The 22,500-nt window shown below is 50.7% G+C and carries 33 protein-coding genes; 1 reads left to right on the top strand and 32 read right to left on the bottom strand.

Features of this window, described 5'->3' with window-relative positions:
• Window positions 1-128: 128 nt before the first annotated feature.
• Window positions 129-329 (bottom strand): hypothetical protein, encoded by a 201-nt coding sequence (locus tag H7C19_RS18265; protein ID WP_185144136.1) that lies wholly within the window; start codon window positions 327-329, stop codon window positions 129-131.
• Between the two features lie 112 nt (window positions 330-441).
• On the opposite strand from H7C19_RS18265, the gene H7C19_RS35290 reads away from it, so the two are divergent.
• Window positions 442-531, top strand: coding sequence for a putative holin-like toxin (locus H7C19_RS35290; protein WP_221469324.1), 90 nt, complete (start codon window positions 442-444; stop codon window positions 529-531).
• A gap of 155 nt (window positions 532-686) precedes the next feature.
• Here H7C19_RS35290 and H7C19_RS18260 read toward each other — a convergent pair whose 3' ends face one another.
• From H7C19_RS18260 to H7C19_RS18120, 31 genes are all read right to left on the bottom strand, one after another.
• Entirely contained in the window at window positions 687-1,226 is a 540-nt protein-coding gene (locus H7C19_RS18260; RefSeq protein ID WP_185144135.1) for a stalk domain-containing protein, read from the bottom strand.
• A 40-nt stretch (window positions 1,227-1,266) separates the two neighbouring features.
• Entirely contained in the window at window positions 1,267-2,025 is a 759-nt protein-coding gene (locus tag H7C19_RS18255) for a hypothetical protein (RefSeq protein ID WP_185144133.1), read from the bottom strand.
• 11 nt (window positions 2,026-2,036) lie between these two features.
• Window positions 2,037-3,458 (bottom strand): hypothetical protein, encoded by a 1,422-nt coding sequence (locus H7C19_RS18250; RefSeq protein ID WP_185144131.1) that lies wholly within the window; start codon window positions 3,456-3,458, stop codon window positions 2,037-2,039.
• Complete coding sequence (locus H7C19_RS18245; RefSeq protein ID WP_185144130.1) at window positions 3,458-4,126, bottom strand: phage adaptor protein; 669 nt, start codon at window positions 4,124-4,126, stop codon at window positions 3,458-3,460. The genes H7C19_RS18250 and H7C19_RS18245 overlap by 1 nt, the downstream gene beginning before the upstream one ends.
• 14 nt (window positions 4,127-4,140) lie before the next feature.
• Entirely contained in the window at window positions 4,141-6,171 is a 2,031-nt protein-coding gene (locus H7C19_RS18240; protein WP_221469322.1) for an SGNH/GDSL hydrolase family protein, read from the bottom strand.
• A gap of 20 nt (window positions 6,172-6,191) precedes the next feature.
• The gene (locus H7C19_RS34365; protein ID WP_221469321.1) at window positions 6,192-6,356 is read right to left on the bottom strand and encodes a hypothetical protein; all 165 of its coding nucleotides are present in this window, start codon (window positions 6,354-6,356) and stop codon (window positions 6,192-6,194) included.
• A 47-nt stretch (window positions 6,357-6,403) separates the two neighbouring features.
• Window positions 6,404-6,634: a hypothetical protein gene (locus H7C19_RS18235; RefSeq protein ID WP_185144127.1), complete on the bottom strand. Its 231-nt coding sequence runs from the start codon at window positions 6,632-6,634 to the stop codon at window positions 6,404-6,406.
• A gap of 14 nt (window positions 6,635-6,648) precedes the next feature.
• Entirely contained in the window at window positions 6,649-7,548 is a 900-nt protein-coding gene (locus H7C19_RS18230; RefSeq protein WP_185144125.1) for a Mu-like prophage major head subunit gpT family protein, read from the bottom strand.
• Between the two features lie 13 nt (window positions 7,549-7,561).
• Window positions 7,562-7,996, bottom strand: a complete 435-nt coding sequence (locus H7C19_RS18225) for a hypothetical protein (protein ID WP_185144123.1) — start codon at window positions 7,994-7,996, stop codon at window positions 7,562-7,564.
• Between the two features lie 2 nt (window positions 7,997-7,998).
• The gene (locus H7C19_RS18220) at window positions 7,999-8,931 is read right to left on the bottom strand and encodes a hypothetical protein (RefSeq protein WP_185144122.1); all 933 of its coding nucleotides are present in this window, start codon (window positions 8,929-8,931) and stop codon (window positions 7,999-8,001) included.
• Window positions 8,932-9,278: 347 nt separating this feature from the next.
• Window positions 9,279-9,548, bottom strand: coding sequence for a hypothetical protein (locus H7C19_RS18215; RefSeq protein WP_185144121.1), 270 nt, complete (start codon window positions 9,546-9,548; stop codon window positions 9,279-9,281).
• On the bottom strand, window positions 9,545-11,398 hold the full coding sequence (locus H7C19_RS18210; RefSeq protein ID WP_185144120.1) for a portal protein: 1,854 nt from the start codon (window positions 11,396-11,398) through the stop codon (window positions 9,545-9,547). Before H7C19_RS18210 ends, H7C19_RS18215 begins: the two co-directional genes overlap by 4 nt.
• A 12-nt stretch (window positions 11,399-11,410) precedes the next feature.
• Window positions 11,411-11,665 carry a spike base protein, RCAP_Rcc01079 family gene (locus tag H7C19_RS35880; RefSeq protein WP_185144119.1) on the bottom strand — a complete coding sequence of 85 codons (255 nt, stop codon included), beginning with the start codon at window positions 11,663-11,665 and terminating at the stop codon, window positions 11,411-11,413.
• Window positions 11,666-11,675: 10 nt separating this feature from the next.
• The gene (locus H7C19_RS18200) at window positions 11,676-11,933 is read right to left on the bottom strand and encodes a hypothetical protein (RefSeq protein ID WP_221469320.1); all 258 of its coding nucleotides are present in this window, start codon (window positions 11,931-11,933) and stop codon (window positions 11,676-11,678) included.
• A 141-nt stretch (window positions 11,934-12,074) separates the two neighbouring features.
• Entirely contained in the window at window positions 12,075-13,781 is a 1,707-nt protein-coding gene (locus tag H7C19_RS18195; RefSeq protein ID WP_185144117.1) for a phage terminase large subunit family protein, read from the bottom strand.
• 2 nt (window positions 13,782-13,783) lie between these two features.
• Window positions 13,784-14,149, bottom strand: coding sequence for a terminase small subunit (locus H7C19_RS18190; RefSeq protein ID WP_185144116.1), 366 nt, complete (start codon window positions 14,147-14,149; stop codon window positions 13,784-13,786).
• Between the two features lie 310 nt (window positions 14,150-14,459).
• Window positions 14,460-14,600, bottom strand: coding sequence for a hypothetical protein (locus H7C19_RS35920; RefSeq protein ID WP_512698977.1), 141 nt, complete (start codon window positions 14,598-14,600; stop codon window positions 14,460-14,462).
• A gap of 50 nt (window positions 14,601-14,650) precedes the next feature.
• Entirely contained in the window at window positions 14,651-15,130 is a 480-nt protein-coding gene (locus H7C19_RS34870; protein WP_246469589.1) for a hypothetical protein, read from the bottom strand.
• 477 nt (window positions 15,131-15,607) lie between these two features.
• Complete coding sequence (locus tag H7C19_RS18180) at window positions 15,608-16,066, bottom strand: sigma factor-like helix-turn-helix DNA-binding protein (protein WP_185144115.1); 459 nt, start codon at window positions 16,064-16,066, stop codon at window positions 15,608-15,610.
• A 14-nt stretch (window positions 16,067-16,080) separates the two neighbouring features.
• Window positions 16,081-17,187, bottom strand: a complete 1,107-nt coding sequence (locus tag H7C19_RS18175; protein WP_185144114.1) for a coiled-coil domain-containing protein — start codon at window positions 17,185-17,187, stop codon at window positions 16,081-16,083.
• Window positions 17,188-17,344: 157 nt separating this feature from the next.
• Window positions 17,345-17,800, bottom strand: a complete 456-nt coding sequence (locus H7C19_RS18170) for a YopX family protein (protein ID WP_185144113.1) — start codon at window positions 17,798-17,800, stop codon at window positions 17,345-17,347.
• Between the two features lie 84 nt (window positions 17,801-17,884).
• Window positions 17,885-18,034, bottom strand: coding sequence for a hypothetical protein (locus H7C19_RS18165; RefSeq protein ID WP_185144111.1), 150 nt, complete (start codon window positions 18,032-18,034; stop codon window positions 17,885-17,887).
• Window positions 18,035-18,245: 211 nt separating this feature from the next.
• A complete protein-coding gene (locus H7C19_RS18160) occupies window positions 18,246-18,605 on the bottom strand; it encodes a DUF1064 domain-containing protein (RefSeq protein ID WP_185144109.1) in 360 nt (119 codons plus the stop codon).
• Entirely contained in the window at window positions 18,577-18,795 is a 219-nt protein-coding gene (locus tag H7C19_RS18155) for a hypothetical protein (protein WP_185144107.1), read from the bottom strand. Before H7C19_RS18155 ends, H7C19_RS18160 begins: the two co-directional genes overlap by 29 nt.
• Window positions 18,796-19,016: 221 nt before the next feature.
• Window positions 19,017-19,175 (bottom strand): hypothetical protein, encoded by a 159-nt coding sequence (locus H7C19_RS18150; protein ID WP_185144105.1) that lies wholly within the window; start codon window positions 19,173-19,175, stop codon window positions 19,017-19,019.
• 43 nt (window positions 19,176-19,218) lie between these two features.
• Entirely contained in the window at window positions 19,219-19,359 is a 141-nt protein-coding gene (locus tag H7C19_RS18145) for a hypothetical protein (RefSeq protein WP_185144103.1), read from the bottom strand.
• Window positions 19,356-20,027, bottom strand: a complete 672-nt coding sequence (locus H7C19_RS18140) for a DnaA ATPase domain-containing protein (protein WP_185144101.1) — start codon at window positions 20,025-20,027, stop codon at window positions 19,356-19,358. The genes H7C19_RS18145 and H7C19_RS18140 overlap by 4 nt, the downstream gene beginning before the upstream one ends.
• Before the next feature lie 31 nt (window positions 20,028-20,058).
• Window positions 20,059-20,931, bottom strand: a complete 873-nt coding sequence (locus tag H7C19_RS18135; RefSeq protein ID WP_185144099.1) for a phage replication protein O — start codon at window positions 20,929-20,931, stop codon at window positions 20,059-20,061.
• Window positions 20,932-21,069: 138 nt separating this feature from the next.
• Window positions 21,070-21,360: a hypothetical protein gene (locus H7C19_RS18130; protein ID WP_185144097.1), complete on the bottom strand. Its 291-nt coding sequence runs from the start codon at window positions 21,358-21,360 to the stop codon at window positions 21,070-21,072.
• Window positions 21,353-21,619 (bottom strand): hypothetical protein, encoded by a 267-nt coding sequence (locus H7C19_RS18125; RefSeq protein WP_185144096.1) that lies wholly within the window; start codon window positions 21,617-21,619, stop codon window positions 21,353-21,355. Before H7C19_RS18125 ends, H7C19_RS18130 begins: the two co-directional genes overlap by 8 nt.
• The gene (locus tag H7C19_RS18120; RefSeq protein WP_185144094.1) at window positions 21,612-22,283 is read right to left on the bottom strand and encodes a hypothetical protein; all 672 of its coding nucleotides are present in this window, start codon (window positions 22,281-22,283) and stop codon (window positions 21,612-21,614) included. The genes H7C19_RS18125 and H7C19_RS18120 overlap by 8 nt, the downstream gene beginning before the upstream one ends.
• Window positions 22,284-22,500 lie beyond the last annotated feature (217 nt).

The raw sequence follows: 22,500 nt of genomic DNA, 5'->3' as shown, positions 1-22,500 counted from the left end.
ACCACTGTCCGAGACAAGATTCGCAATGTCTTGGATGGTAACGACGTACTGCTTGTGATTACTGCAGGAAAAGGCGCAGCTGGGTACAATGTTCCAGCTAATGTGTGGAATTGGATCGAAGGCCAATTCTAATGTACGGTTTGCATGTTACCAGTTCTTCTGCTTTCCAAATACTTCTCTGCTTCTTCTCTTTCAGAACTGCTCATCTCGGGCAGTTCTATATTTTTGCTCACAAGAGGTGTGTTGCAAAAACGGCATTTACCATCCATGTTGGAGTCAAAGCGTGCGGTTTCGCAATGTCGACAAAACGTGGTTGTTACGTTAATCATAGTTTAATCCTCCTCAAATTAAAAGCCACCCAGAAGGTGGCTAAAAATGGTATAATTGAGCTAAGTACATAGGGGCCGTAAGGGCGGTTGGCACTCCCTCCGAGAGGAGGTGATGCCGGTGAGCGTTTTCGAAGCGATAAGTCTGATGTTCCTTTTTGGAATGTTCGTTCTCGCTTTACTCACTTACTTAAAGAAAAAGTAGACCGCCCCTACCCAAGGTAATCGGTCTACTTTTCTGCCCGTCGCCTTGTCACGGCCAACCGCGTTAGCGTAACCTGTGTACTGACGGAACCGTAGATGTTCACGCATCTGCGGTTTCTTTAGTTTAATCTTATCATACCCATTTTAGACATTCAATCAGTTCTGCTTAGCCAGTTGCGCTTCCAGATCGGCTTTTTGCTTTTGGAGGTCGGCTAATTGAGAGTTGTAGTCTTCTAACTGCTGATCTAGTTGCTTTTGTCCTTCTGGCGAACTCTTGCCACTCTCAACGATCGGTTTGAAAGTGCTTAGGAACTTGTTAAGGCTCCAAATTTTCCCATTAACACCTTGCAATTTTTCCGTCAGAATTTCCTTTTCGGACTTTATATCAGGGGTTGGCGTTGGGTCAGGTCCTAATGTAATGTCAGTAGGAGCAGGTGTTGGTGTGGGCTGTGACTCGTCAGAAGTCAAATTGATCGTTCCTCCGTTCGTGTCCACGCCGAGATTGAGGCTATTTGCCATCGATCTCACGGGGAGGTAGCTTGTCCCATCGATAATTGCAGCTTGCCCGATTGTCTTGCCGTTGAGTTTAACGTCCTTCTTCCCGTTTACTTTTGAACCGATTAAGGTAGCAGCTCCCGCCTGAGCGGAGAACATAACAACTGCACCTGCGACAAAGGCGATGACAACTTTCTTCATGATTCTACCCCGTTTCCTATATTTGGGGTAATTATACCATCTATTTCTGTGCGTGAGTATGGTTTGGGGCTGCGAAATATGTTACCGACCCGCCACCTGATGTAAGCAGTACTGTGCCATCGGGGATCCCATGGTTGTGCCCCCCAGACGGACCTGTTGATATTCCTTTAGTCGCCATATCATCAGCAAGCGTCTTTCCTGTGGCAACATTTTGCAAGTACGACCAATCTTGAATCGTTACAGGTGGTCCAAGTGTAATCAGATTAATACCATTTGGGCCTTGTAATTGCAGATTCCCCGATCCAAAAAGTTCAATTCCGTTTGTAATAGAATGAAGTACGCCTACAGGATTACCTCCGCTATATAGGACATATCCTGGAGCGCCAGCAAATTGAGGATCAACCGATACAAAGTTGCTTGCATCTTTATATGCCCCGAATAGGGTCCCGTTTGGGTTCATTACGACCTTAGGATAGCCCGTTGAACTTTGAATCGTCGCGCTCGTCATCGTAACTTGGCCGTTGATATTCACCTGGAAGGTGTTCTTGCTGCCATCGTTGATCGTCATGCCGTTGCCGTCGATAAGGATATAGGCGCCCGCATTGAGATCGGATTTAACCGTAACCTTCCCGGCGTTCACTGTACCGGAATTGATGACGTCAGCGTTCAGTTCGACGATGTTCAGAGTGTCCAGATTGAGAAGTAGGTTCCTGAGTTGATTCACAAGCTGATTGACTTTATTGACAACATCGTCGAATTCGGGGAATGGCGGCAATCCTGCAAATGTAGGTACTGGCATGGTTTATCCTCCTAATATTGGACAGGTTGAATTCTCGCGTACCTTTGCACTTCCTGAATCGTCGCCGGTCCGGTACCGCTAATCCGGTATGAATAGAAGTTGCAAAGAGGTACAGTATCAAGCGGCACGATCAGGTTCTTATTCTGGGTTGCGGCGCTCACTGCAGTCGGATCGTAGCTGATCGGATACCATGTCGTTCCGATATCGTCGGGCGCAATGTCTACGCCGAGCGTTGTGCCTGACGGGAAATATCCCTGCAGATGCATCTCCCACAATTCTTTGTGCGCCTCTTTTACGCCGTCATCGAACGGCCTGGACTGTACGCGCCACGGAATGGGAGCGCCATTGTCTGTATCACCATCGTTCATCTTGAACGTTCGCCCGCTAGAATCTCCGGCGTAATTTACCCCATTGAGGCTTGCACCATAGCACAGTCCGTTCAACGTATTGCTGTACGGATACCATTGCTTGAACACATAGTCGTATACCAAGCAGGTGTCCGGGTACGTATTTGATCCGGTAGGGATGCACAGATAGTAGCGACGGTTCGTCCCGAATGCGAAGGAAGTCGCAATGGCGTTGCGGTTGATATTATTCAGATATCTGCGAATTGGTTGTCCGATCTGCTTCGCAGCGTCCCCGCCGCCAATGTACACATCGTCCATCCCAAGCCAGAACAGGAACGGACCAACCTCTACGAGCGTCTTGAAGCTGACGCATCCGATGTTATCGGATTGAGGTTGGAGGCGATATGCCAAACGTGAATCGCCGGTATGGTACAGGATCGCAAAGGAATCTTTCTTGAACACCCACACGCCCACGCCAAATGCGCGAAGAGCAGTAATCCCCCCACCGTTTGCCGTGTAGTACTGTACTGCTCCGGCATTGTTGGTAGCAGTCCAGTTCGTTGCATCCTGGAAGGCACAGTAGTACAACGTGTCCGAACTACCGTCTACCCCAGCCGTGTACACCCGCAAGTTATCTGCCGTTACGTACTTACCCTTTGGCATTTGCGAGAGATTCGTCATAGTTACCCCGTTCCAATACGATGGGGTGTTGTTCCCATCTGTCAGGATCAGGGCCGGTCCTCTAATATCGAAGTTTGTGGCGTCCGTGTCAGTCGCTATGGAGGTAGTGGCGATGTCGACCCAGGTAGATCCTGCATTAAATTGCAGGATAAGTCCTACTTTACGAACCAAGTGAGTGGTATTAAAGTTTGTAAGGAGCATTGTCCTTCCATTTACACTTGTTCCGATTTCCGTCCTACCTTTCCGCACCTTTAACGCCGGATAGTCATCCATGTCCCACCCATAACCATCAACGAGGGAATTGTCATCGATAAAAAAAGGGCTCTCGCCCGTATCGATACCCTTTGTGAAGTTGTTGGCGCTACGCTTATCCGCATTTCTTGGCCACGATTGCCACAGCGCCATTATGCATCCCTCCATCCCCGCTGATAAAACTGGGTTGTCCATTGTGGACGGTAATTACCATCAACAGGCTGTGTCCATTCCGGTTCTGCTAGCTTTCGTTGCCATAAGATATCATCAAGCTTTTCTTTGTACGTGGCGTAGTAGTTGTTTTGCATGATGACGTCTTTTCTGGCTTCGGCAATACGGACCAGGACTCCGAGCTTAAGCAACTCATGGAATTTCGTTGGAAGGTCAGGCATGCTGCTCAAGTTGTCTGACGTGATCTCTGTCGGGTCACTATCCAGGTAAATGTAGACCTGTCTATCTGAAGGCATCTTGTCCGGTACATATAAAAACATCGCGTTCGATGTGATCGTATACCAGGGGGAGTGCGGTGCAAATTGGCGGTCATCATTGCGAACAAAAGGGACCTCAACGAAAGAGATCCCGTTCGTGCTATCGTTCATCTGGAATGTGACGGTTTTGATTTTTGTTACGTCGAATTGTGAAGGGAAAGGGTAAAAGTTCTGATCAGCAACTGTTTGAAACGTATACGGAGGCGAGTCGAGTTCCAATACATCAAACAATTCTCGTTGCTCCTCATTCATCCATACAAGTTTCTGATCTGTAGTAAAGCTATTACGATATCTCAAGTTAATATCATCAACTATTTGTTGTGAAGTTGTCATTTTTCACCACCATATTATGGCTGTCTTAAAAATCGATACAATTCTGAATCGAATGTCGGCGCGCCTGTATTCGAAATGAATATCATATCGCTACCGCTGACGTTGAAGTAGGCGAACTTCCCATCTTCCAGATCAATCAATGTACCTGCATCAATGGCTTTATCTGAGAGCCCTAAATATGCGTACGATGATAGATTCCTTAGCGCAATTCCTCGGCTTTTTCGATATGCACCATTAAGAATTTTAAAGTAGATGGTTTTACCTGTTCGCGTCGTTGTAGTCCAACCCGTACCAGGAACGGCCCAATCCGCAGCCGGAATCCGGTTCGGCAAATATAGACCCTTCTCCTCCAGCCTTGCCAGTTCTTGAATGACGCCTTTAAATGCAACGTAGTAGAAGAGATAATGCCCGGCGCCCGTGGGATGATTAATCCCGTTTCCATCGTTGATCGTGCTGTTGTAATCGCCTATCAGTTCGGACTCGCTAAAGATAGGCGTAGTCCTGAATGGACGCTTAGCGCCGAGTGGATCATCGTATCCGATTTGCAGATTCGAATATGTTGGTACTGTTCCATCTCCACCAAGTCCGACGGTTCCATCATGGAGAACATAGATACCGGTCACATCGATAACCTTTACACCATTGACGTAGACTTTGTGATTAGAACCATACGACTCAATTCGAATTGTGGTAGCGACATTAAGTGGGATTGTAAGATTGTTCGCTTGGGCAAGAGATGTCGTATTTGCAAACAGTTGCACATTTCCTGTTGTTCCAGTTCCGCCTCTGACTAGGAGTGTCATGGTTCCGAGGGTGCTATTCCGAAAGTTAACCCATGCTTCACCCGAATAGCTCGCCACAGAAGGTATCACGTCAAATTGAATAAACCCGTTATAGAAATTCCTATTGCGGTAAACAAACTTTCCCACTACTCCAGGTTTCGGAGTCAATATTGCGCCAGATAAAATGAATGAGTTAGTATCACCTATCCACCCACTTGGAAAATTCACAAATCCTACTTCGGTGATGTTGGATCGAGCAACGTCATCGATACCGTTTCTCAAAATATTGTAGATACGATTCGCATCTGCAACCGGATATCCGTTGAGCTGACCGTATTCCCGTGTTGCTCGTGCAACCGAGAATACTACGTCTTGGCGTTCCGGTGTTAAGGCGGCGTTTTGGGTAGGCAAAAACACTGGAACAAGCACAATACTAGGTTGCTTTGTCCAAGTTTTTGAATACTGAACCAGTGAATCCAAGGAAGCGGAAAATATTTCATCCGCCTTTACCGTGTTCACGTATGCGTCATTCATTCCGAATGCAACGACGACCAAATCCGGTTGGAAATCTCGCACATTATCTCGCCATGATTTGCCCACAGTAGCCCACGGAGCATAAAATCCCTGAGTGGGATCAGGAGGTTCAGAGCTTAATGCTAGATACGTGCTACTTGCGGCCATCTGTACCGTACGGGACCCGAGAGAAAAGTTTTGAGAAGTTATCGATACCGACGGTAATACTTCTTTCAACCTATTTTCGAATCTCGCTGCATATTTGTTGTTCGGATCGTTAAGGTTGTATCCGTACGTAATGGAGTCTCCCCAGTACGCAATTTTTAATGTGCTCGTCTCGGTAATGGAACGTTTAGCTGCGAGCAATCCATTAAGAGGTACGATCTGCTGCGAGATAGCATCTGCTAGTAACGTTGATGCCTGAATTGTAGGGGTTGAAGCGCCTATCTGTTCAATTCTTTTGTTGAATCCACCTACGAATGTCGCGTTGTCACCAAAGAAAACAACTTTATCCGCATTGGTAAGGTCGGTCACACGGTACTGTCCATTTTTGCCATACGGTAAGAAGATAGCCTTACGACCTTCTGCTATTGCTTCGTTAACGAGTGTTTGCAGTGCGGCCGTATCATCGACAACGCCTCCCCCTTCAAGATCATTTTGAAGGACGTTGTACATTACTCCATTCCAAGTAACAAAGTTCGTCAGATAATCACCGATCTTGCTGCTTACAACCTCGTTCACTCTTCTCATCGAAGACACGTTATCACCGCCTATACAGTTTTCTTCCTCGGCCCTCGTCTTCCATCCATCTTGACGACCGGCTGCGGCTCAAACGCTTGCGCATTGCGTTCGAGTAGCTGACGGATCGCCCTAAGTTCCTCTAAAACCTCGTTGTCGTACCGTTCTTTTGGTGTGATACCTCCAAAATGATTCACGCTATCACCTCCGTATACAGGAAAAGGGGGCCGTAGCCCCCACAATCCTAGTTATCTGCCATGATTCCAGCCTCTTTAAGCGCGACGAGAAGCGCATTGAAAGACTTTGCTACGACCGTAGCATCAACGTCTCCGCGCGTGCTGATCGGCTTAATGTTGGCGATCTTCGCCCCGCCGGAAGCTCCCGGAACGACCTCTACGCCTTTCACAAAGAGGCGTTCGAAGTCAACCGGCCCTGACGTTGGAGCGTAGTCGGGAGTACCGTAAGTTCCTGCCATCGTTTCTCCTCCAATCAGATCCCCGTCGATCCGACAAGGTGACGCCAGTTCTCAGCACGCGGCTTGAACCGGGCGTAACCAAGCCACGATTGAGATCCGTTTTTGTTCGTGACCGGGTACTTGTCGAAGGTCGGACGGTTCCGCCAGATCATGTTCAGTTGATGCTGCGGGCCTTCGATGAACCAACGGACTTGCGTGTATGCATCCCAGAAGTCGGACACCACGAGTTCGAGGTTTGGAAGAACGTTCTTGTCGTTGTTCGTCGTTCCGGCCTGCAGAGCCGATTGAAGGACCGTAGCCGCCGTAAATTGCAGAGACTGAGGAACAACCAGTTTGTTCGGAATGGACGAAATCTTCTTGCCGTTCTCGTCCTTCTGCTTGCGGAACAGAATGATTGCTTGTTTGAGTGTGGAGTCGTTAAGCGCACCAGTCGTCAGGTTGTCCTGCGTTCCACCGTTCGTGCCGTAGTTCGGGTGGTTATCGTTGAACGTGGACACACCGTCATAGCCAGTGCCGAGTGCATTGGAGTACAACTCCTGCAGGTACTGCGCAGCGACGTCTTCGACGGTATTGCGTCCGCCATGTCCGGAATCCTTCGCCATGTTGACGACTTCATCGTACAGTTCGTCGTCGATTTGCTCCTTGGACATGACGACCTCGGACTTGAAGATGTCGAATTGCGTGAACACCAGCGGCCCGAGTTGGAATTGCTGCTCGGTCGGGTTCCCGTTTTCGTTCGATTTCTCCCAGGATCCCGTACCAGCGATGATTTGAGTCGTGCGGTTATTCGTCTTAGCGTCTACGTCTTTATAGACGCGGCTCCATTGCTCCGGCACTTCTTCCCAGCCCTCGAAAAAGGCGAGATCGATTCGGCGGGTATAGAGATTCTGAAACTGACCTGTATTCATTGGCATTGGTTAATCCCCCTTAAACTTTCTTCGCTACGGCGAACACGACGTCGGCCGTTTGCTGAGCATTGTTGTATCCGACGATCTGGCACATGCCACCTGTCGTGTTGTCCAGGTTGACCGTGGTTTTGTTCGCCAGATTGAACAGCGTACCGTAAAGATCGGCTTGCGCTATGCTCGTCTTCGTTGTGCCGCTGTACGCCACCCGGAACACATTGTCCTCTGCGGGAATGATATAGACGATATCTTGCGCGGTAGGACTTGCGCCGGTTGTGATAGCATTTTGTGCTACACCTACGACTGTCGTGGACGATGCAATAGCAGCAGAAGCAAGACCAGACGCTGCCGTGATTTGGATGATGTCACCCACATTGATTGTTTGGCTTGCTGCCACCGGGATGCCTACCGTAGTAGGTTGGTTGTAGCCGCCGTCAGAACGTACGAAACGAGCCATTCTTACTTCCTCCCTTTGTTCCATTTTCTGAATTCTTGCAGGTTGTTCGGTACTTCCCGCAGTTTGCGAACCTCAGATTCGCTCATGCCCTGTTGTCGTGCAAAGGCCACTTCTTCAGGCGATAACGGAGCCGGTCCATCCAGCGATGCCGGAGCGTCCTTGACGACCGTACGTTGGGTTTTCCCGCGTTTGGCGATCTCCCGTTGTTCTGCTTCGCGCTTCAACTGCTGAGCCAGCGACGACCCACCTACGGCCCAATACGCTTGCTGCACGCTCGCCGCAGGGTTAGCGCGGATAAACTCGCTGATCTGCGACTTCATCTGCTTCGCGCCTGGGTAGTCCGGATTCTCGGCTAAGTCATTCAATTGGACCTGAATGCGCAGATCGTGGAGTTCTTGCTGCTGCTGTTGCTGTTGAATCCTGATTTGCGTCTGCTGATCCACATACTGCCGCGTCTGCTCGTCATCCCAGCCGTACTGGTACTGGAGGCTCTGAGCCTCTTGGTTAACGCTCTGCTGCACGCTTTGCCGGAGATTGTTTTGTTCGATCGCCCGCAATGCTTCATCCGGACTTACGCCGAGCTTGTCAAAGAACTGCTTATACGGATTGATCTGCTGTTCCATCTCCGCACGGATCTTCGCTTCGGCTTCTTCCTGTGCTTTCTTGCGCTCACGTTGTACGCGCTTGTAGAAGGCGTTCTTCTGCTCCTTGGGGATCGGTTCGGGATCTTCATCCCCTTCGTCTACATCGTCCTCAGAAGCGCCTTCTAGCTCTTCGGGGGGCGTGTCATCATCAAGGCCTTCTGGTTCAACCTCGATTTCGACATGCTCCTCCGTGTTGGGAGCGGCATCCTCCCCGGTCTCTACTTGTTGGTAGAGATCAACGCCCGCAGCCATAGCGGATCTGTACTCTGCTAATCCCATTGCTTCCGACATTTCGATTCCCCCATATGTGGTCGCGGCATCCGACCGTTTCGCCCGTCTCTGCTTTCAGAGTGTCAGCACCGATTGTGCATATGGAAAGGGCACCCCCACGACTGGAGATGCCCGGTTTATTACGCTTTCGAGGAGTTACCAGAACCCGTTTGCTTGTAGTTGCTGCGCAGGCCCTGTGTTCGACCGCTTTCATAACCCTTGCCGGTTGTCGTCGATGTGTTGGAGCCGGATACGCCACCTGGGCCTTTGCTCATGCACCCTACATCTCGTGCCGCCTTCGTCGTTCCACCTGGACCGATCACCTTGCCGCTAGTAGACATTTGATCACCTCCCCTCATTGCCATCGTTTAGCGGTACATACCGCGCCGTAAATGTGTCTTCATCTTGTGGCCCCGGCTGTTCTCCTCCGTATGCCCGCATGTTGGGCACACATATCCTTTGTTGTGGACGAGTACAAGACGTTCGCAACGTCCGCAGACAGGCAAGTTAGCGGCAATCCGGTAGAAGTCTTGTCCATGGTCCACTTGGTTGTCGATGTAGCTTGCAATGAGGGGATCACCGCCCACCGCATGTGCAATCCACGCCGCCTCTTTCTGCGTCATGACCCTCGTTGTCATTGTGGAACACCTCCTATCATCGCTAGGATCTCAGGCGGAATTTGCTGGGCTGGTGGCTGTCCCATCCCCGGCGGTGGCGCTTGCGGAGGCATTGGACCCGGCATCCCTTGTGGCAATCCGACAGGTGGCATTCCTGGCTGCATTGGTGGCTGTTCAGGTGGCTGCGTACCTTCTGGCTGGTCTTCAAGATCGAGTCCGACCTGATCACGCAGGAACTTTCTAAGCTCCGTACGCGTGACAGCAGGGCCGTCAGGGAACGACACCTTCGTCATATCTAGCAGCGTTTGGAATACGAATGCTTTGTCATATGGCAATCCATTTCCGAGGCTAAGTTGGAAGTCGTATTCTGCTTCCCTCGTCATGACCTTTCCGGATTCATCTGTCAGTTGTTTAATCGGCTCTTCCCCTTCAACCTCACCGTGCATGGCATTCGGTACCAGGATCGGGATGCTCTTGAAATCTGCAGGATTAACGAATTTGAAGTCTGGCTTCTCGCCATCAATGCGAATCCACATTTCCTCGTCCCAGTTATCCATAATCTCGTCGAACAGAAGCCCCAGAACCTTGGACCACCCGTTTTTAAGCATCTCATTCTTGTGGATAACGCCCTTTTGTCCCGCCTGTTGTAGTGCATAGATTGCAGCCGCTGCCGTTACTTGTCCCGGCTTCTCTCCACGAGACACATCGTTGACGCCGCTGATTATGTCAGCCTCTTGGAATGCCTTATCGCGCCTGACAGGTACATCAGGGCTAATCGGAACGCCCGGCACGACTCTAAATGCGTTCACATCGCGCATAGGAATACGAAGCGCCGGCTTACTCGTCCATTTGCGGAAGTCGAATCCCTTGCCTGCCCCTTGCCCTACAACGATCTGTGGGTTACCCATTAACCTAGCGTTGATTCGGATCTGATCGTCTAGTTCATTGATCAGGTCTTGCGTGGGGATCAGATACTCGACATCTCCCATGCCCCAACTGGTTCCGCGCCGTGGGTAGCAGTTGATCTGCACGAATGGAAACAGATTACGACGCTGCAGCTTACCTTGATTCTTCCGACTGTCTTCCAACAGGATGTCATTGGCGACATGAAGACAATAAACTTCGCCTTCCTCATCGCGCAGATAGCACTCCAGCAGCAACGCCTTCATGGACGTCTCAACGTGTACCTCATCCGCACCATCGTCTGTAAACGTTGCATTTGGGTCATACGGGATCTGCACCTGACGCTGGACGTATTTCCCTAACTTCGGCCATTGCCTGCGATACCAGGACAGCGCACGCGGTGTAGCGTGAATAACGAATTCGCTCTCCTGCAATCGGTGAGCTGCAGTAATCTTCGGATCGGAAAAGAAGTTGGCCGGACTTACAATTTCATAGACCGGAAGTCCCTTACCACTCAGCGCTTTCTTGTCTGTCCACACTTTGATGATCGTGTCGCCCAACTCAAGCCGATCATGCTCAGACAGATTGATCTTCTCCTTGAAATCCCCCTTGTCAAGAACGAAGTCAACCATGTGCTGTGCCTGCTCTGAAAACATATCGTCTCCAGGCTCTGTGCCCTTTGCTACGCTGCCGTAGGGCTTGTCCAATAGGTCGGATATCTGAGACTCTATCACCCGGTGAATGACGTTCGTGGTGCTTCCTGGGTGGTCCTCCGACTGCTTTGGGTTCTGCCGGTTATGCTTGTAGTCGTCGAACTTACGCCAGAGTTGGGGCAGGTTCAACTGTTGCTTGGAATCCCATGATTCCCTGAATAGCCGTTGGACTTTAAGCGCCAAAGAACGCTCTGCTTCAGTCTGCGGCGCCTCCTGCTCTGGCTGGTCATTGCCAAGTAATTTCTTGTCCTCCACATTCACACCACCTTATGACCAGAGGGCCAGGATATCCGTCGCTGTTGTTCCGGTTGCGTTGATCCGCTTGACGCACAGCTTGTACAGCCCTACCGGCATCGCCTTGAACGTCAGCGTTGCACCCGAATGCATAACGACCGCTAAATCACCAGTTCCGCCAACGTATACAAAGCTAGTGGCTGTCGTACCTGCGCTAAACGCGATATCTACCGTGTCGCTAGGGGTAACGGCTATGCCAGCATTAGCTGAGTCTTGTACGAGTAACATGTCATCACTCCTATGATCGAATATTCATTGCGCTCCATCCTGTCGTGTCGCCTGTCGGTTCCATCCTAGCTGAGTTAACATCACGCTCTGCCTCAAGGTGCATCACGCGTGACTCCAACTCTTCCACGTACTTCCCGGCCTTCACCAGTTCTTCGTGTGCAATCGTGTAGTCGTGTCTCAGCCGCACAACGTAGTGGGCGGAATAGTAGGCAGCGCCTCCGATTAGGACCGCCACAAGGACACTCAGAAGTCCCTCAAGCATGTTCATCGCTCCTTAATGGACACAGCGAATGTCCCGTTGCCGTCATAGTCCAAGTTGGATAGCTCCCATTCGTTGGGATCTCGACCCATCGCCCTGACAATGGTCTCGCTGAACGTCTGCTCACTAACCATGGTGGTAACCACCTCTTTACCACCCGGCTCGTTTGAACCATGAGGAATCGTCATCGTCATGCACCTCCGATTTATGTCTGAATCCTTCATCCGTCAGCACGAAGTCACTCGTTATCTGTTCGATCGATCTTCCCATCGGAGTAACAATCGATTGAACCGATCCGCCCATCTGCTCCACAACTTTCGCGCAAATAGCAGCCGCCATAACCGTGTCGTCATAGGAGCCTTCCTGCGCGTTTGTGGCGCCTTTATCATCTCGTACATAGGTGAACATCTCCTCGATCATCAAACGGCTACTCACTCCTATCCTGCGCTCCCTGATAAGCGATGCGAGATGATCAACCGCTAGCCGCTTCGTCTGCTCTGAGGTGAACCATCCCAGCTCTTCGCGAGTCTCGTCTGTCGCCTTGTTCACGTTGACGCGCTTGTAAAGGTTGTAGTAGTTATCCTTAATCTTGTTGATGACCGACAGGCCGTGGTTGTTCTCCTCGATTGCGATGACTGCTTCGTGATAGTAGTTGCCTAGCTTCGCCAACTCTTGAGCAAATAGGTCAGGATCAATATGACCATGCCACAGAGCAGCAACGTCATAGTCTTCATCCATAACCACCGCAGCAGAGTAATCACCATGCGCAAGACCACGAGCAACGTCCGCGCCAATGAAATATTCTTTCGTGCGCGACGGGAGCTTCCATACTTCGAGGTATCCTCCTGGTTGCTGTACAAAAGATGGTTCAAGGTTGCCCACCATCCCTGGCTTTACTTGGCTCATATACTCCGTCAGAGCCTGTGTATCGAAGCGTGGACGACCGGATACGAGAAATGCTTCCATGTCGTCGGAAGGATACTCCTGCTTGAATAGTTCGGGATCGCCGCCGCAGTTGTTCTTGATACACCACCGGCGCCATACCAGCTTCCGATGGGTGATATCCGGGAACCGCTGCATGAGCATTCGCTCTGTCTCGTCAGGTTCGAAGCCTTCTGGGACGTCCATCTCGTAATTCGGTTCCTCAAACCACGCAAAAAACAACGGCACAAAGTCGGATTCACCCTTCTTCGCCCGCTGCCATTCGTCGTAAAAGTATCCACCTACACCATTCGCTGTGCTTTCCAGTACGACCATGGTATTCGGTGTGTTTGGCACTGCCTGCATAAGTCCAAGCATAATCGTCTTACCATCCCGCCAGAACGCCACCTCTGATGCGTGCAGGTTGTGAATGGTGGCCGACCGACCGGCGCCCAGGTTGTTGGCTGTTGCTATCTTGATCCGGCTACGCAGTCCCGGGTTACGGTTCTTCTCGTTCGGGTCCAGCGTCGGATTCTCGAACACTACCTCTTTAGCGTTGCTCGCCTTTTTCATAGGCTTAAGCCCGTCCGCCAGTTCGTCATAGAACAGCTTCGACATGTTGAACAAGTTTGTGCTGGCGTCGTCCTCATGCGCTACGATCAGGCTATTCGTGAGCTTGTTGGTGCTGGTGGCATGAAAAATGCGCCCCTCCGTGTAGGTGGACGCACCGCCTTGCCTGTACTTCAATATGATAATCCGCACCGGCTTGTTCTGAGCCTTGAGCTCCTCTATCGTGCGGTCAATCTTCATCTGCATGCTGTTAAGTGAGAAGTTAGCTAGTCGCCCGTCCTTGGTGCGGATCTTCAGGTGACGTGGGGCGTAGTAGGTGAAGTCGTATTTATACTTCCGCAGCTTCTCCACTTGTTCCGGTGTCATGTTCATATCTTTTCCAACACATTCTCGATGGTCAACGACCCCGTGATCTCTAATTTATCCTTGAACATGCCTAAATGCTTAGCCACGCTATCCAATGCGCCCTTAGCTGTATTCGGTTCGACTTCCTTGCAGTTCTTGATTATGTCCATATACTGCTGGATGACCCATTCCTGCGTCACTTGAGTCTTTTCCTGGATCTTTTCCTGCCTGTTTTCGATTGCCTCTTTTACCATAACATTTGATAACAGTCGGCTTCCTTGCTCTTGTGCAGTATTTTCGCTATATCCTGCCCTAATCGCTGCCTGCGTGGCGTTGAGGTCAATCAGATACTCCTCAACGAACCGCTGCTGTTTAGCCGTCAACGCCATCCTTTCACCTCCAGTTATCATTTATCTCTCAATATGCTTTTCGTGATTGACCAAAATTCTATTCTGAATGGATTCAGATGTGTCATGAACTCGTACTCTTTATCTAGCATCCATGGAATTAGTTCGATCATGAATATCACAGGGTACAAAACAGCTAGTAAGATAGCGGACAAAATGACGAATGGTACCCTGACCACCTTCCTAAATGCCATCCTCTCACCTCCCCGTAATCACCCTAACCGCATAGTAGGCGATGATCACCGTACATATTGCGATGTAGAGTAGTAATAGTTTTGTGATGCGGTCCATGCTATTGCCACGTTAGCGTGACGGTCTCGCGCTTCCGTGATACCCTCGGCCTTCTGCAGTATGTGCACCTCTTAGCCTGCGGCACCATGTCCTCATACGCTCCACATTTGATGCAGCGTTTGTTGATGGTTCTCATGCCCATCACCCCTATAATCAAACCGGAATAGGGCGGTAGTTAGCCGCCCACGAACTTTATTTGAACATCAGTTCCTGTACTTTGGCTAATGTCGTGTTGATTTCCGAATGACAGTCATGACCCGATTGATGCAGTTGCAAAAGGATTCCGAGGTATTCCTTGTAACGGTACTCGTCCTCGCTTCTTTTGCGTTCTGCCTCGTCTACGGGTGTCAGATAGTTCTCCAAGCCCAATTTCGGGTAATCAATCGGCATAAGTTTGCGCGGTTCAGCAGCCAAATCGATGTGAACGCGCGGGACATAAGTCAGCGCTTCCGCTACGGCATAGCTTCCATCGGGATTCTTCTGTTGTGTCGTGACCTGTACAATACAACCGTCCTCGACGTTGCATACCTTCGTGGACTTCATGAATCCTTGTGCCTGTGAAGATGCCTTACAGAGTAAGGCGAAGCTGTCCGTATTACCGTATACAACCAAATCCTGAATGTTCGCCTTCGCTCCACGCTCTTCCGAAATTGCCAAGTCACGTTCTTCCATTCCTCATCATCCTCATCGCTTATTTGAGATGCGCTTTATGCGCTTGTCTCCATAACAAAAAGAACCGGGGCCGCTCGCGGTCATGCGCCGCGAATCCCGATTCCTTGTTTGATTATAAAGCGCGTCCATGCTGCTATCATGACGGTTAGTGGTCGGGTTAGCTCCCATCGTTGAGAGGGGTTTTGCCCGTGAGTGTTATTAACCACGTTCTGCTCAACCGTGCGCGTTTATGTGATGCGAGGCCCTCGAATGCGAAGTCCCCGCTTGTCACCTGGCGCCGAGATGATGGAGTTTGAACCACCGACCGCAACGTAGAGTGTCTTTCTTAGCACTCCTCATGCGCCGCAGACTTTCCCAGTTCTCAGCATGTCACCAAGCGAAGCCGCCGCGAGTGGGGGCATGCGGCCGCGCCTGGGGGTACAGGGCGGGTACAGAGAGAGTCATCGGCTCCCTCCATCACATCGCCCCATGTTACTATCATACACCTTCGTTTGATGCATTTGTGTGCAAAAATGATGCAATTCGGTTCGTTGGTTCTCCTTCAAACATGTGCTCGAACGGTGTAATCTCCGCCTCGTGCTCTAGTGGCTCCAATGCGATCCCGAGTTGCTTCAGCGCTTCTTTGTGCCGACGCGTGATCGTGGTCCGGTCACAATTGAGGATGCTCGCGATCTGCCCCATCGTCAGTTTGTTCCGCTCTAGATACTTTTTCATGATGACCGTCCGCTGCTCGTCCGACAACACTTCGTCTACGGCTCCCTTGACTGTCTCCACGATCCGGCTATAGCGTGTGGCGTCCCACCTGTTGGGGCTCGTCTTACGCTCATTGTAGAGGGTAGGGGCCCCATCTAAGAACCCCTCGACCTCTCCCACCTTCGCCGCGTATCGGTATGATCGGAAATTGGTCAGGATATCGGATACTTGGTCGTTGTTCATGCGATCACCGCCCTTTATGCCGCGCTTTGGTTTCCGAACACCTGCGACGCGATCTCGCTTACTTGCTTCTTCAGCGCGTCGAACTCTTCGCGCGTAACCTCAGCCACCGTTCCACCCTCGCTTGGCTGTCCTTCACCCACTGGTGATCCATCGCCGCTCTCGCCTTGAAACTGACCTTCGGTGGCAAGTGGCGGTGCTTCTACGCTAGGCGCCACCACATCAACCGGTCCAGCCACGTCCGTTTCGGTTTCGATGTTCTTGGCGCTGTTCTCTTCCCGAAATCGGGCCAGCTCGTCCTCGTTCAGCACCACATACTGCGCGATGTACAGCGGATTGAATTCGAACCACTCGTCCGTGTCGGCGTATTGTGCTGTCGATTTCACGTTGTTGATCTCTTGTACGTTGTAAATCCGGCGTTTCGCTGCTTGCCGTTCTGCTTCCTTGCGGCGATTGTCTGCGTCGATCCGCGCCTTTACAGCCCGTGCAGCAGCTTCCACATCATCAGTCGAGTCGATATTGATGACCTTGACCGCGTTGACGGCGCCTTGTGCCAGTTGGACACGCAGGTCATCCAGTTCACCATTCTTTTGCTGGATGATCGTGTCCTGCTCTCTGACGCGTTGAGCGAGATGGTCACGTTCTGCCGAAACCTGCTCAAGGTCCATATGCTGCTTGGCATTGGTGTCCTGCAGATCCTCTGCGTTTTTGTTAAGTACGTCGATAACGGCGTCTTTCTCTGCTAGCTTGGATTCGTACTCAGTCCGCAGCGCCGTGATATCCGAAAGCCACTTGACCGACTTCACCGTTAGTTGCTCTCCCAGCGCTTCCAGACCTTTTCGTATGATCTTGGCGGAGTTCTCGTCTGCCGTCAGTTGCTCAAGCGTGAATACCGTATCCCCTACTTTGAACGTGTCCGTGCTTGCTGCGATGACCTGGGCTACTTCCTCGGCCTTCTGGATCTTCTCCAGCTCATCGCGCTTCAGGCGAAGGTCCTCTTCGTGCGCTGCAATCTCGCCTTTGATTTCCAGCGCTTGGTCAGCGTCTACCGCATTAGACGCGTCGTCCTGCAGCTTCTTGATGTCGTTCTCAAGCTCCGCAATTTGCGTTTGCAACCGTTCCATGGTTTGTTACCCCCAATAGTTTGATGATTCGCAATATTATGATTTTTCGTTACATAGCACAAACTGTTGATGAATTCTAGACTTATTATACCATATCTTGTCATGGTATGATAGATTATTTATGCATTACGATGCAGGAAACGGAGGCATTGGATTGTCACTCTTCGACTTCGTCTCCCGCCGATTCTGCTTCTTCTTGTTGTTCCGCATCTTCGGGATATTCTCGATCCTTGTCACTTTGCCTACCATGCTTGTTCACCTCCTTCTCGTAGATGTTGCCGACTACCTCATCCTTCCCTTGCTCTGAAAAGTAGTCGCTTGGCTCATCGTGGGAACTGTAGTAATAGCCTTGAAGTATGAACTTGTACCGGTCCCATACAACGGTGAATCTTCCTAAGTGGGTTTCGAGGATATCCCCCTCATATATTTCCTTCCCGTTCTTGTCTACTAGGCCTGTCCATTGCATGATCTCGATGTTCTGCCCCTGCGATTTCCACGTCAGGCATTCACCCGGGCGGTCCTCGTAGATCATCTGTGGTGGAGCAATCCACTCGCCGTACTTCTTCTTCACTGCCCTAAGTCCGTGACTCCACGCCCTAAACTTGTATCGCATATCCATCCCCCATAGTGTTGTGGCCTCGTATACGCCTCGTAGGCGCGCTCTAGCGTCTCCGTAGTATAAATTACTGTTCGAACATTACCGCGCCTTATGCGGCCTTCTAGAGGCCAGAGAGTAGTAGTCCTTTTCCTTGTCGAATTGGCTCAGAATGTAATCGACGCTGATAACCTTGATACCCTGCTCCTTGGCTTCCTGCGCTTTGGCTTGAAGTTCGGATAGAGGATTCACCTTTTTACCTCCTTGGTGACCACCAGTTGGCGTCTAGCTGCTCGGTACAACGCCTCCTCAGGTTCCGTCATTGTGACCCCGCGTATCCAAATCCCATACTCGTCCATCGTGACTGATGATATGGCCCATATGATGTCTCCGCTGTCTAGTTCTTGGCCTACAGACATTGATCCAATCGATCCTAGCGATACGCGTTCTGTGAAAGACCCTCTCACGCCTTAACCTCCTTGATCTCGATCCCATATTTGCTCTCGAACATTTTTTTCTTATTCCGGTAAGCTTCAGTCCGCACACCCTTGACGTCTATCACCTCGTGGGAGCCGTCTAGATGCGTTACAACGAAGTCAGCCACATAGACTATGCCTTGCACCTTCCGGCCCGTTGTAGGGTGCTTGTAAGGGTCCAGGATGGTATATCGTACTTGGCATTCGAAACTGGCGATGTCCTTTGCCCTGAGTCGCAGCTTTAATTGCTCGTAGTAGCGGTACTCTGCCCGGCTGTCGAAACGTCTGCCGTCTGCGATTACGTGACGCGCTCCGTACTTACTTGTTCTCGTCTTGATTCGTAGCATTTAGCGCCTCCCCCTCTTCAACGGGCTTGCAGTATTCGATAGCATATCTACTGTCAGCATCACATACCGCCTTATTGTTTTTGAACAGCGTCGGGATTCCTTCCCAGTGTCTAAGCCTTAGAATGTCTCCGACCTTTGCAGAAGTTTCCCACCCACTGGGAATATCTTTGATGACCTCATACCTCCGCATACCCCTCTCGCCTCCTCTACGCCTGTTTCTATCGCCTCTATCATCAACTTGGTATAATCCGGCCCGCTGAATCTATCGCCTGTCTATGCGTCTGCTAGAGGCCATTTTGCAAGTGAGCTGATGACTGCGCTGTTTGCCTTCTCTGTTGTCAGCTCTCCCCTGTTGGGGATCGGGCGACCGTGTTTGCGGGCTATGTTGATTTGGTGTCTCACTTTTACACCTCATTTTTGTGATGTTCGAATATCGATGATCGGTTTTCCCGACAGATAGATATCGTTTCGTACTGCTTCGATCGCTCGGATGATTGCCGGTTTTCGCTTCATGCCTGGATAGTTAAAGTGCTTGTTGCCATAGATTTCTAAAGTCAAGATCACGCGCATTCACCTTCTCACCTCTCCGTCGGCTTTCTCATAATCTCTCGCTTTAGTCGATGTGGTACGAATCGATCTGGCGCCGGTGTTCATTCTCAGCTTCCCATTCGCGTTCTGCGCGGCCTCTGCGGATGAATTCGTCAAAGTCGCGGTCCGCTAGGTCAAAGTCATCGTCTGCAAACGGTAATTTCATCGCTTTCTACGCCTCCTGTCTTTCCCTAGCATCTCGATTAAGATCGACTTCCCCACGATACGGCTACCGATCTTCCCGCCGTTCTCCGGCAGCTTGGTTTCGATCCGACCGGTTGCGAAGTTGCTCGTCATGATCGTTATTTTGTCCTCGTTGTAACGGGAGTCTAGGATGCTGAACAGTTTCCCTTCCGACCAGTCCGTATAGTTTGCGGTGAATAAGTCGTCGATCATGAGAATAGGGATTGTATAGTACCGCCTTAGTACGTCTTGCTCGTTCTCGTCCGAGTTTCGCTGATAGGTAGATTTGATCTCTCCGAACAGCGTCTCTTCCGTTACGTAGATCGATGGGATATTGCGATGCGCCAAGGCGTTAGCGATGCATTGCATGAGGTACGTTTTGCCGGTACCGTATGCGCTCTTGCTTTGTGCCGACGCCTTAGCCGAATCGCCGTAGATATAGATCCATGTTCCCTCTTTGCGGTGGTCGTCGATGTTTCGGATGAAGTCGGCAGCCTCTTCGAATGCCTTCCGGTTGTCCTCGTCAATCTCAGCACTTCGGAACGTCCTGGACTTCATCGACTCGGTGAACCCTGAATTAGCCCGGTACTTTTCGGCCTGTTGGTCATAATGGCATTTGCAGGTACGGACGACCGCTCTTTCGTACTTCATTGGCTTGCCTTTGTGCTGATAGGTCTCGTCCTCATATGTTTCGAATATGATCGTCGTTCCAAGATCCTTGCAGGCCGGACACCTGTAGGCCACCGCTTGCGAGGTCGTCGTCTCTTGTCGCCTTTGCGATATCCTCCGCTGTATATCCTTTAGCGCGTCGCCCATACTTTGCATTGCTATCACCTCGATTCATGGCAACGATGAGTTTGTCCCAGTTCTTGCGAAGGCTTTCTGCCGACAGGATGACTCCAGACCAGAATTGGTCTTTGGATACCCATTCGATCAATCTCGCGATTTGGATCGGCTCTCGCTTATCGATCTCTATGAGCTTCCTCATATCGTTCGCCCAGTTTTGAAGGTTAGGCTTCTTGAGGTCAGGTGAATTTACTAGGATCTGTTCATAGAGATAATTAGCAGAGCGAAAAGGAATCGAATCGATGTCGTAAACTTGTTTGCGACGATTGGTTTTAGGTTCTTTATTTTCCTTATTGTCATTATTAACATTATTGTTTGTATGCTTTTGAAATGCTTCCGTGGTGCTTCGGTGGTGCATTGGTGGTGCTTTTGGTTCCTCGCCACCTTGGTAAATGTCATAGTTTATAACGGTTAGATAGGTTTTTTTGGTGGTGCTTTTATAGGACAACATTTGGTCGCGTTCGAGACAATCTAAGAACCGCTTAACTTTCTTGTTTGACCATCCCCAATGCTTTTCCATGTCGCCCATGGACCATATCGTCGATCCTCTTGGCACCACCTCGACCGTACCGTTATGCGTCGTTTTTCCCTCTGCGTGGTTAACCCTCATCAGGATATCTAGCCACGCTTCGTATCGGCTAAATACTCGGTCTTCCTCGTATAGCCAATGCTTTTGGATATCACGGTGAAGACTGATGTAACCAGGCACGCTATCAACCTCCGAATCTAGTTAGTGCATCTCCTCAACCATCACAGCGATTACCGCCGCACATATCACGATGTAGGCTACGTATAGCCAGTTCATGGGCTTAGTCATGCTCATTCTCCGGCCTCGGCTGCTCTGTATTCACTCCGATCCCTCCCCTATCAGCGACATGACTCCTTTGGCCTTCGAGAGGATGCTATTGAACTCTCTGGCCTGCTCTTCAATCGTCTTCGTGCCCGGATCTATTCCAATCAGTCGTGAGAACTCGTCAACCTCATCTTTCATGCGGAGCAGCAGATTGTACTTCTCGTCATTTAGCAACGTTAGCCGCTTGTTCTCATCCGCCAACGCCACAATCGCATCCCTCATCGACTTGGGGGATATGGCCTCTCCGTCTCTAGCCATCTGGATGATACGGGCTAGGTTAGTCATTGGCGGGCTCCTGGAGGGTAGAGAGGCAGACCCTAGCAGCCCGTCGTGACTCTTGGTCCTGGCTATAGTCGCGAACGCTGTTAAGACACTCCCGCATAGCCTTGTTGTCAGCGCGGAGACGGACATAGGCGTTAAGTTGCTGTTCTCTATCGGCAAAGATATCATCCACCCTATCTTGAAGCCGCTCTATCTCCGCATCCTTGGCATCCAGTTGGGAGAGGAGATAGCGAATGGTTCCGGGTTCCGGGGTGTCAGTCATCCGTCTCTTCCTCCTCTGTGCTACGCTTGATACTTACATCTGGGTAGTATCCGATCGTCCCAGCCGGGTCCCCCTCTGTGCTATTGATGCCGGGGCGGCAGGCGTTGTCAGCGAGCATCATGACGATATTAGCAACGTCAGACGCATCCCGGGCAATGCCGTCGAGCTCGCCCGGTCTGTCATAGCGTGGATAGTGCTGCCGCAGTTCCTCGATCTCTTCTTCGAGCTTTCCCCACAAGTAAGCGTCCGAGCATGCGCCCCATCCACCCTTGTGATCGTTCCGCCGAAGCGTCTGCTCCATTTGCTCGGCGAACCACTGGACCGGCTCTCGGATGCCGCTAGGCTGTGTGGTAGGGCATGCGGATAGGGCTTGGCGCGCCCGTTCTCCGTCATCGTCAACTACGCTCGCCCAAGGTGCACTAAAAAAATCTTCGTCATCTGCATTCCATTCGTAATTCTCTTTGTTCGCATACCATTCCAGCGCCTCCCGGTATACGTCTGCCTGTCTCTCTGCGGGTGGGGCGGATTCGTATTTACCGCTGCGGATAGCATCCATCCAAGATTTCACTTCTGCGGCGTTTGCTCCCTGATAAAGCTTGATATAAGCGGTAAGGGTGTCGCCCATATCCTTCAGCAACGCCTGCTTATCGACCGTATTGGTCATGTCTCTTCCTCCCTTGTTCCTCGATATTCAGTCGGAATTCAAAATTAGGACGGAGTGACCATTTTCTTTTTCATCCGTACAGCGTGTGCAAATTTTCAGTTCGCGCTTTTGTTCAAAACTGTACGCAGCCCCGAACAGCCTCCTATACTTTTGCCCTGTCAGGATAGCGCCTCGGCAGTTATCGCACCAATGCCATTTACGAGCGGTATGGAATTTA

It is taken from the genome of Cohnella nanjingensis (genome assembly GCF_014212125.1).
Lineage (GTDB): Bacteria > Bacillota > Bacilli > Paenibacillales > Paenibacillaceae > Cohnella > Cohnella nanjingensis.
Note: the sequence above shows the minus strand (reverse complement) of the source record. Positions and strands in the feature narration are given on the sequence as shown.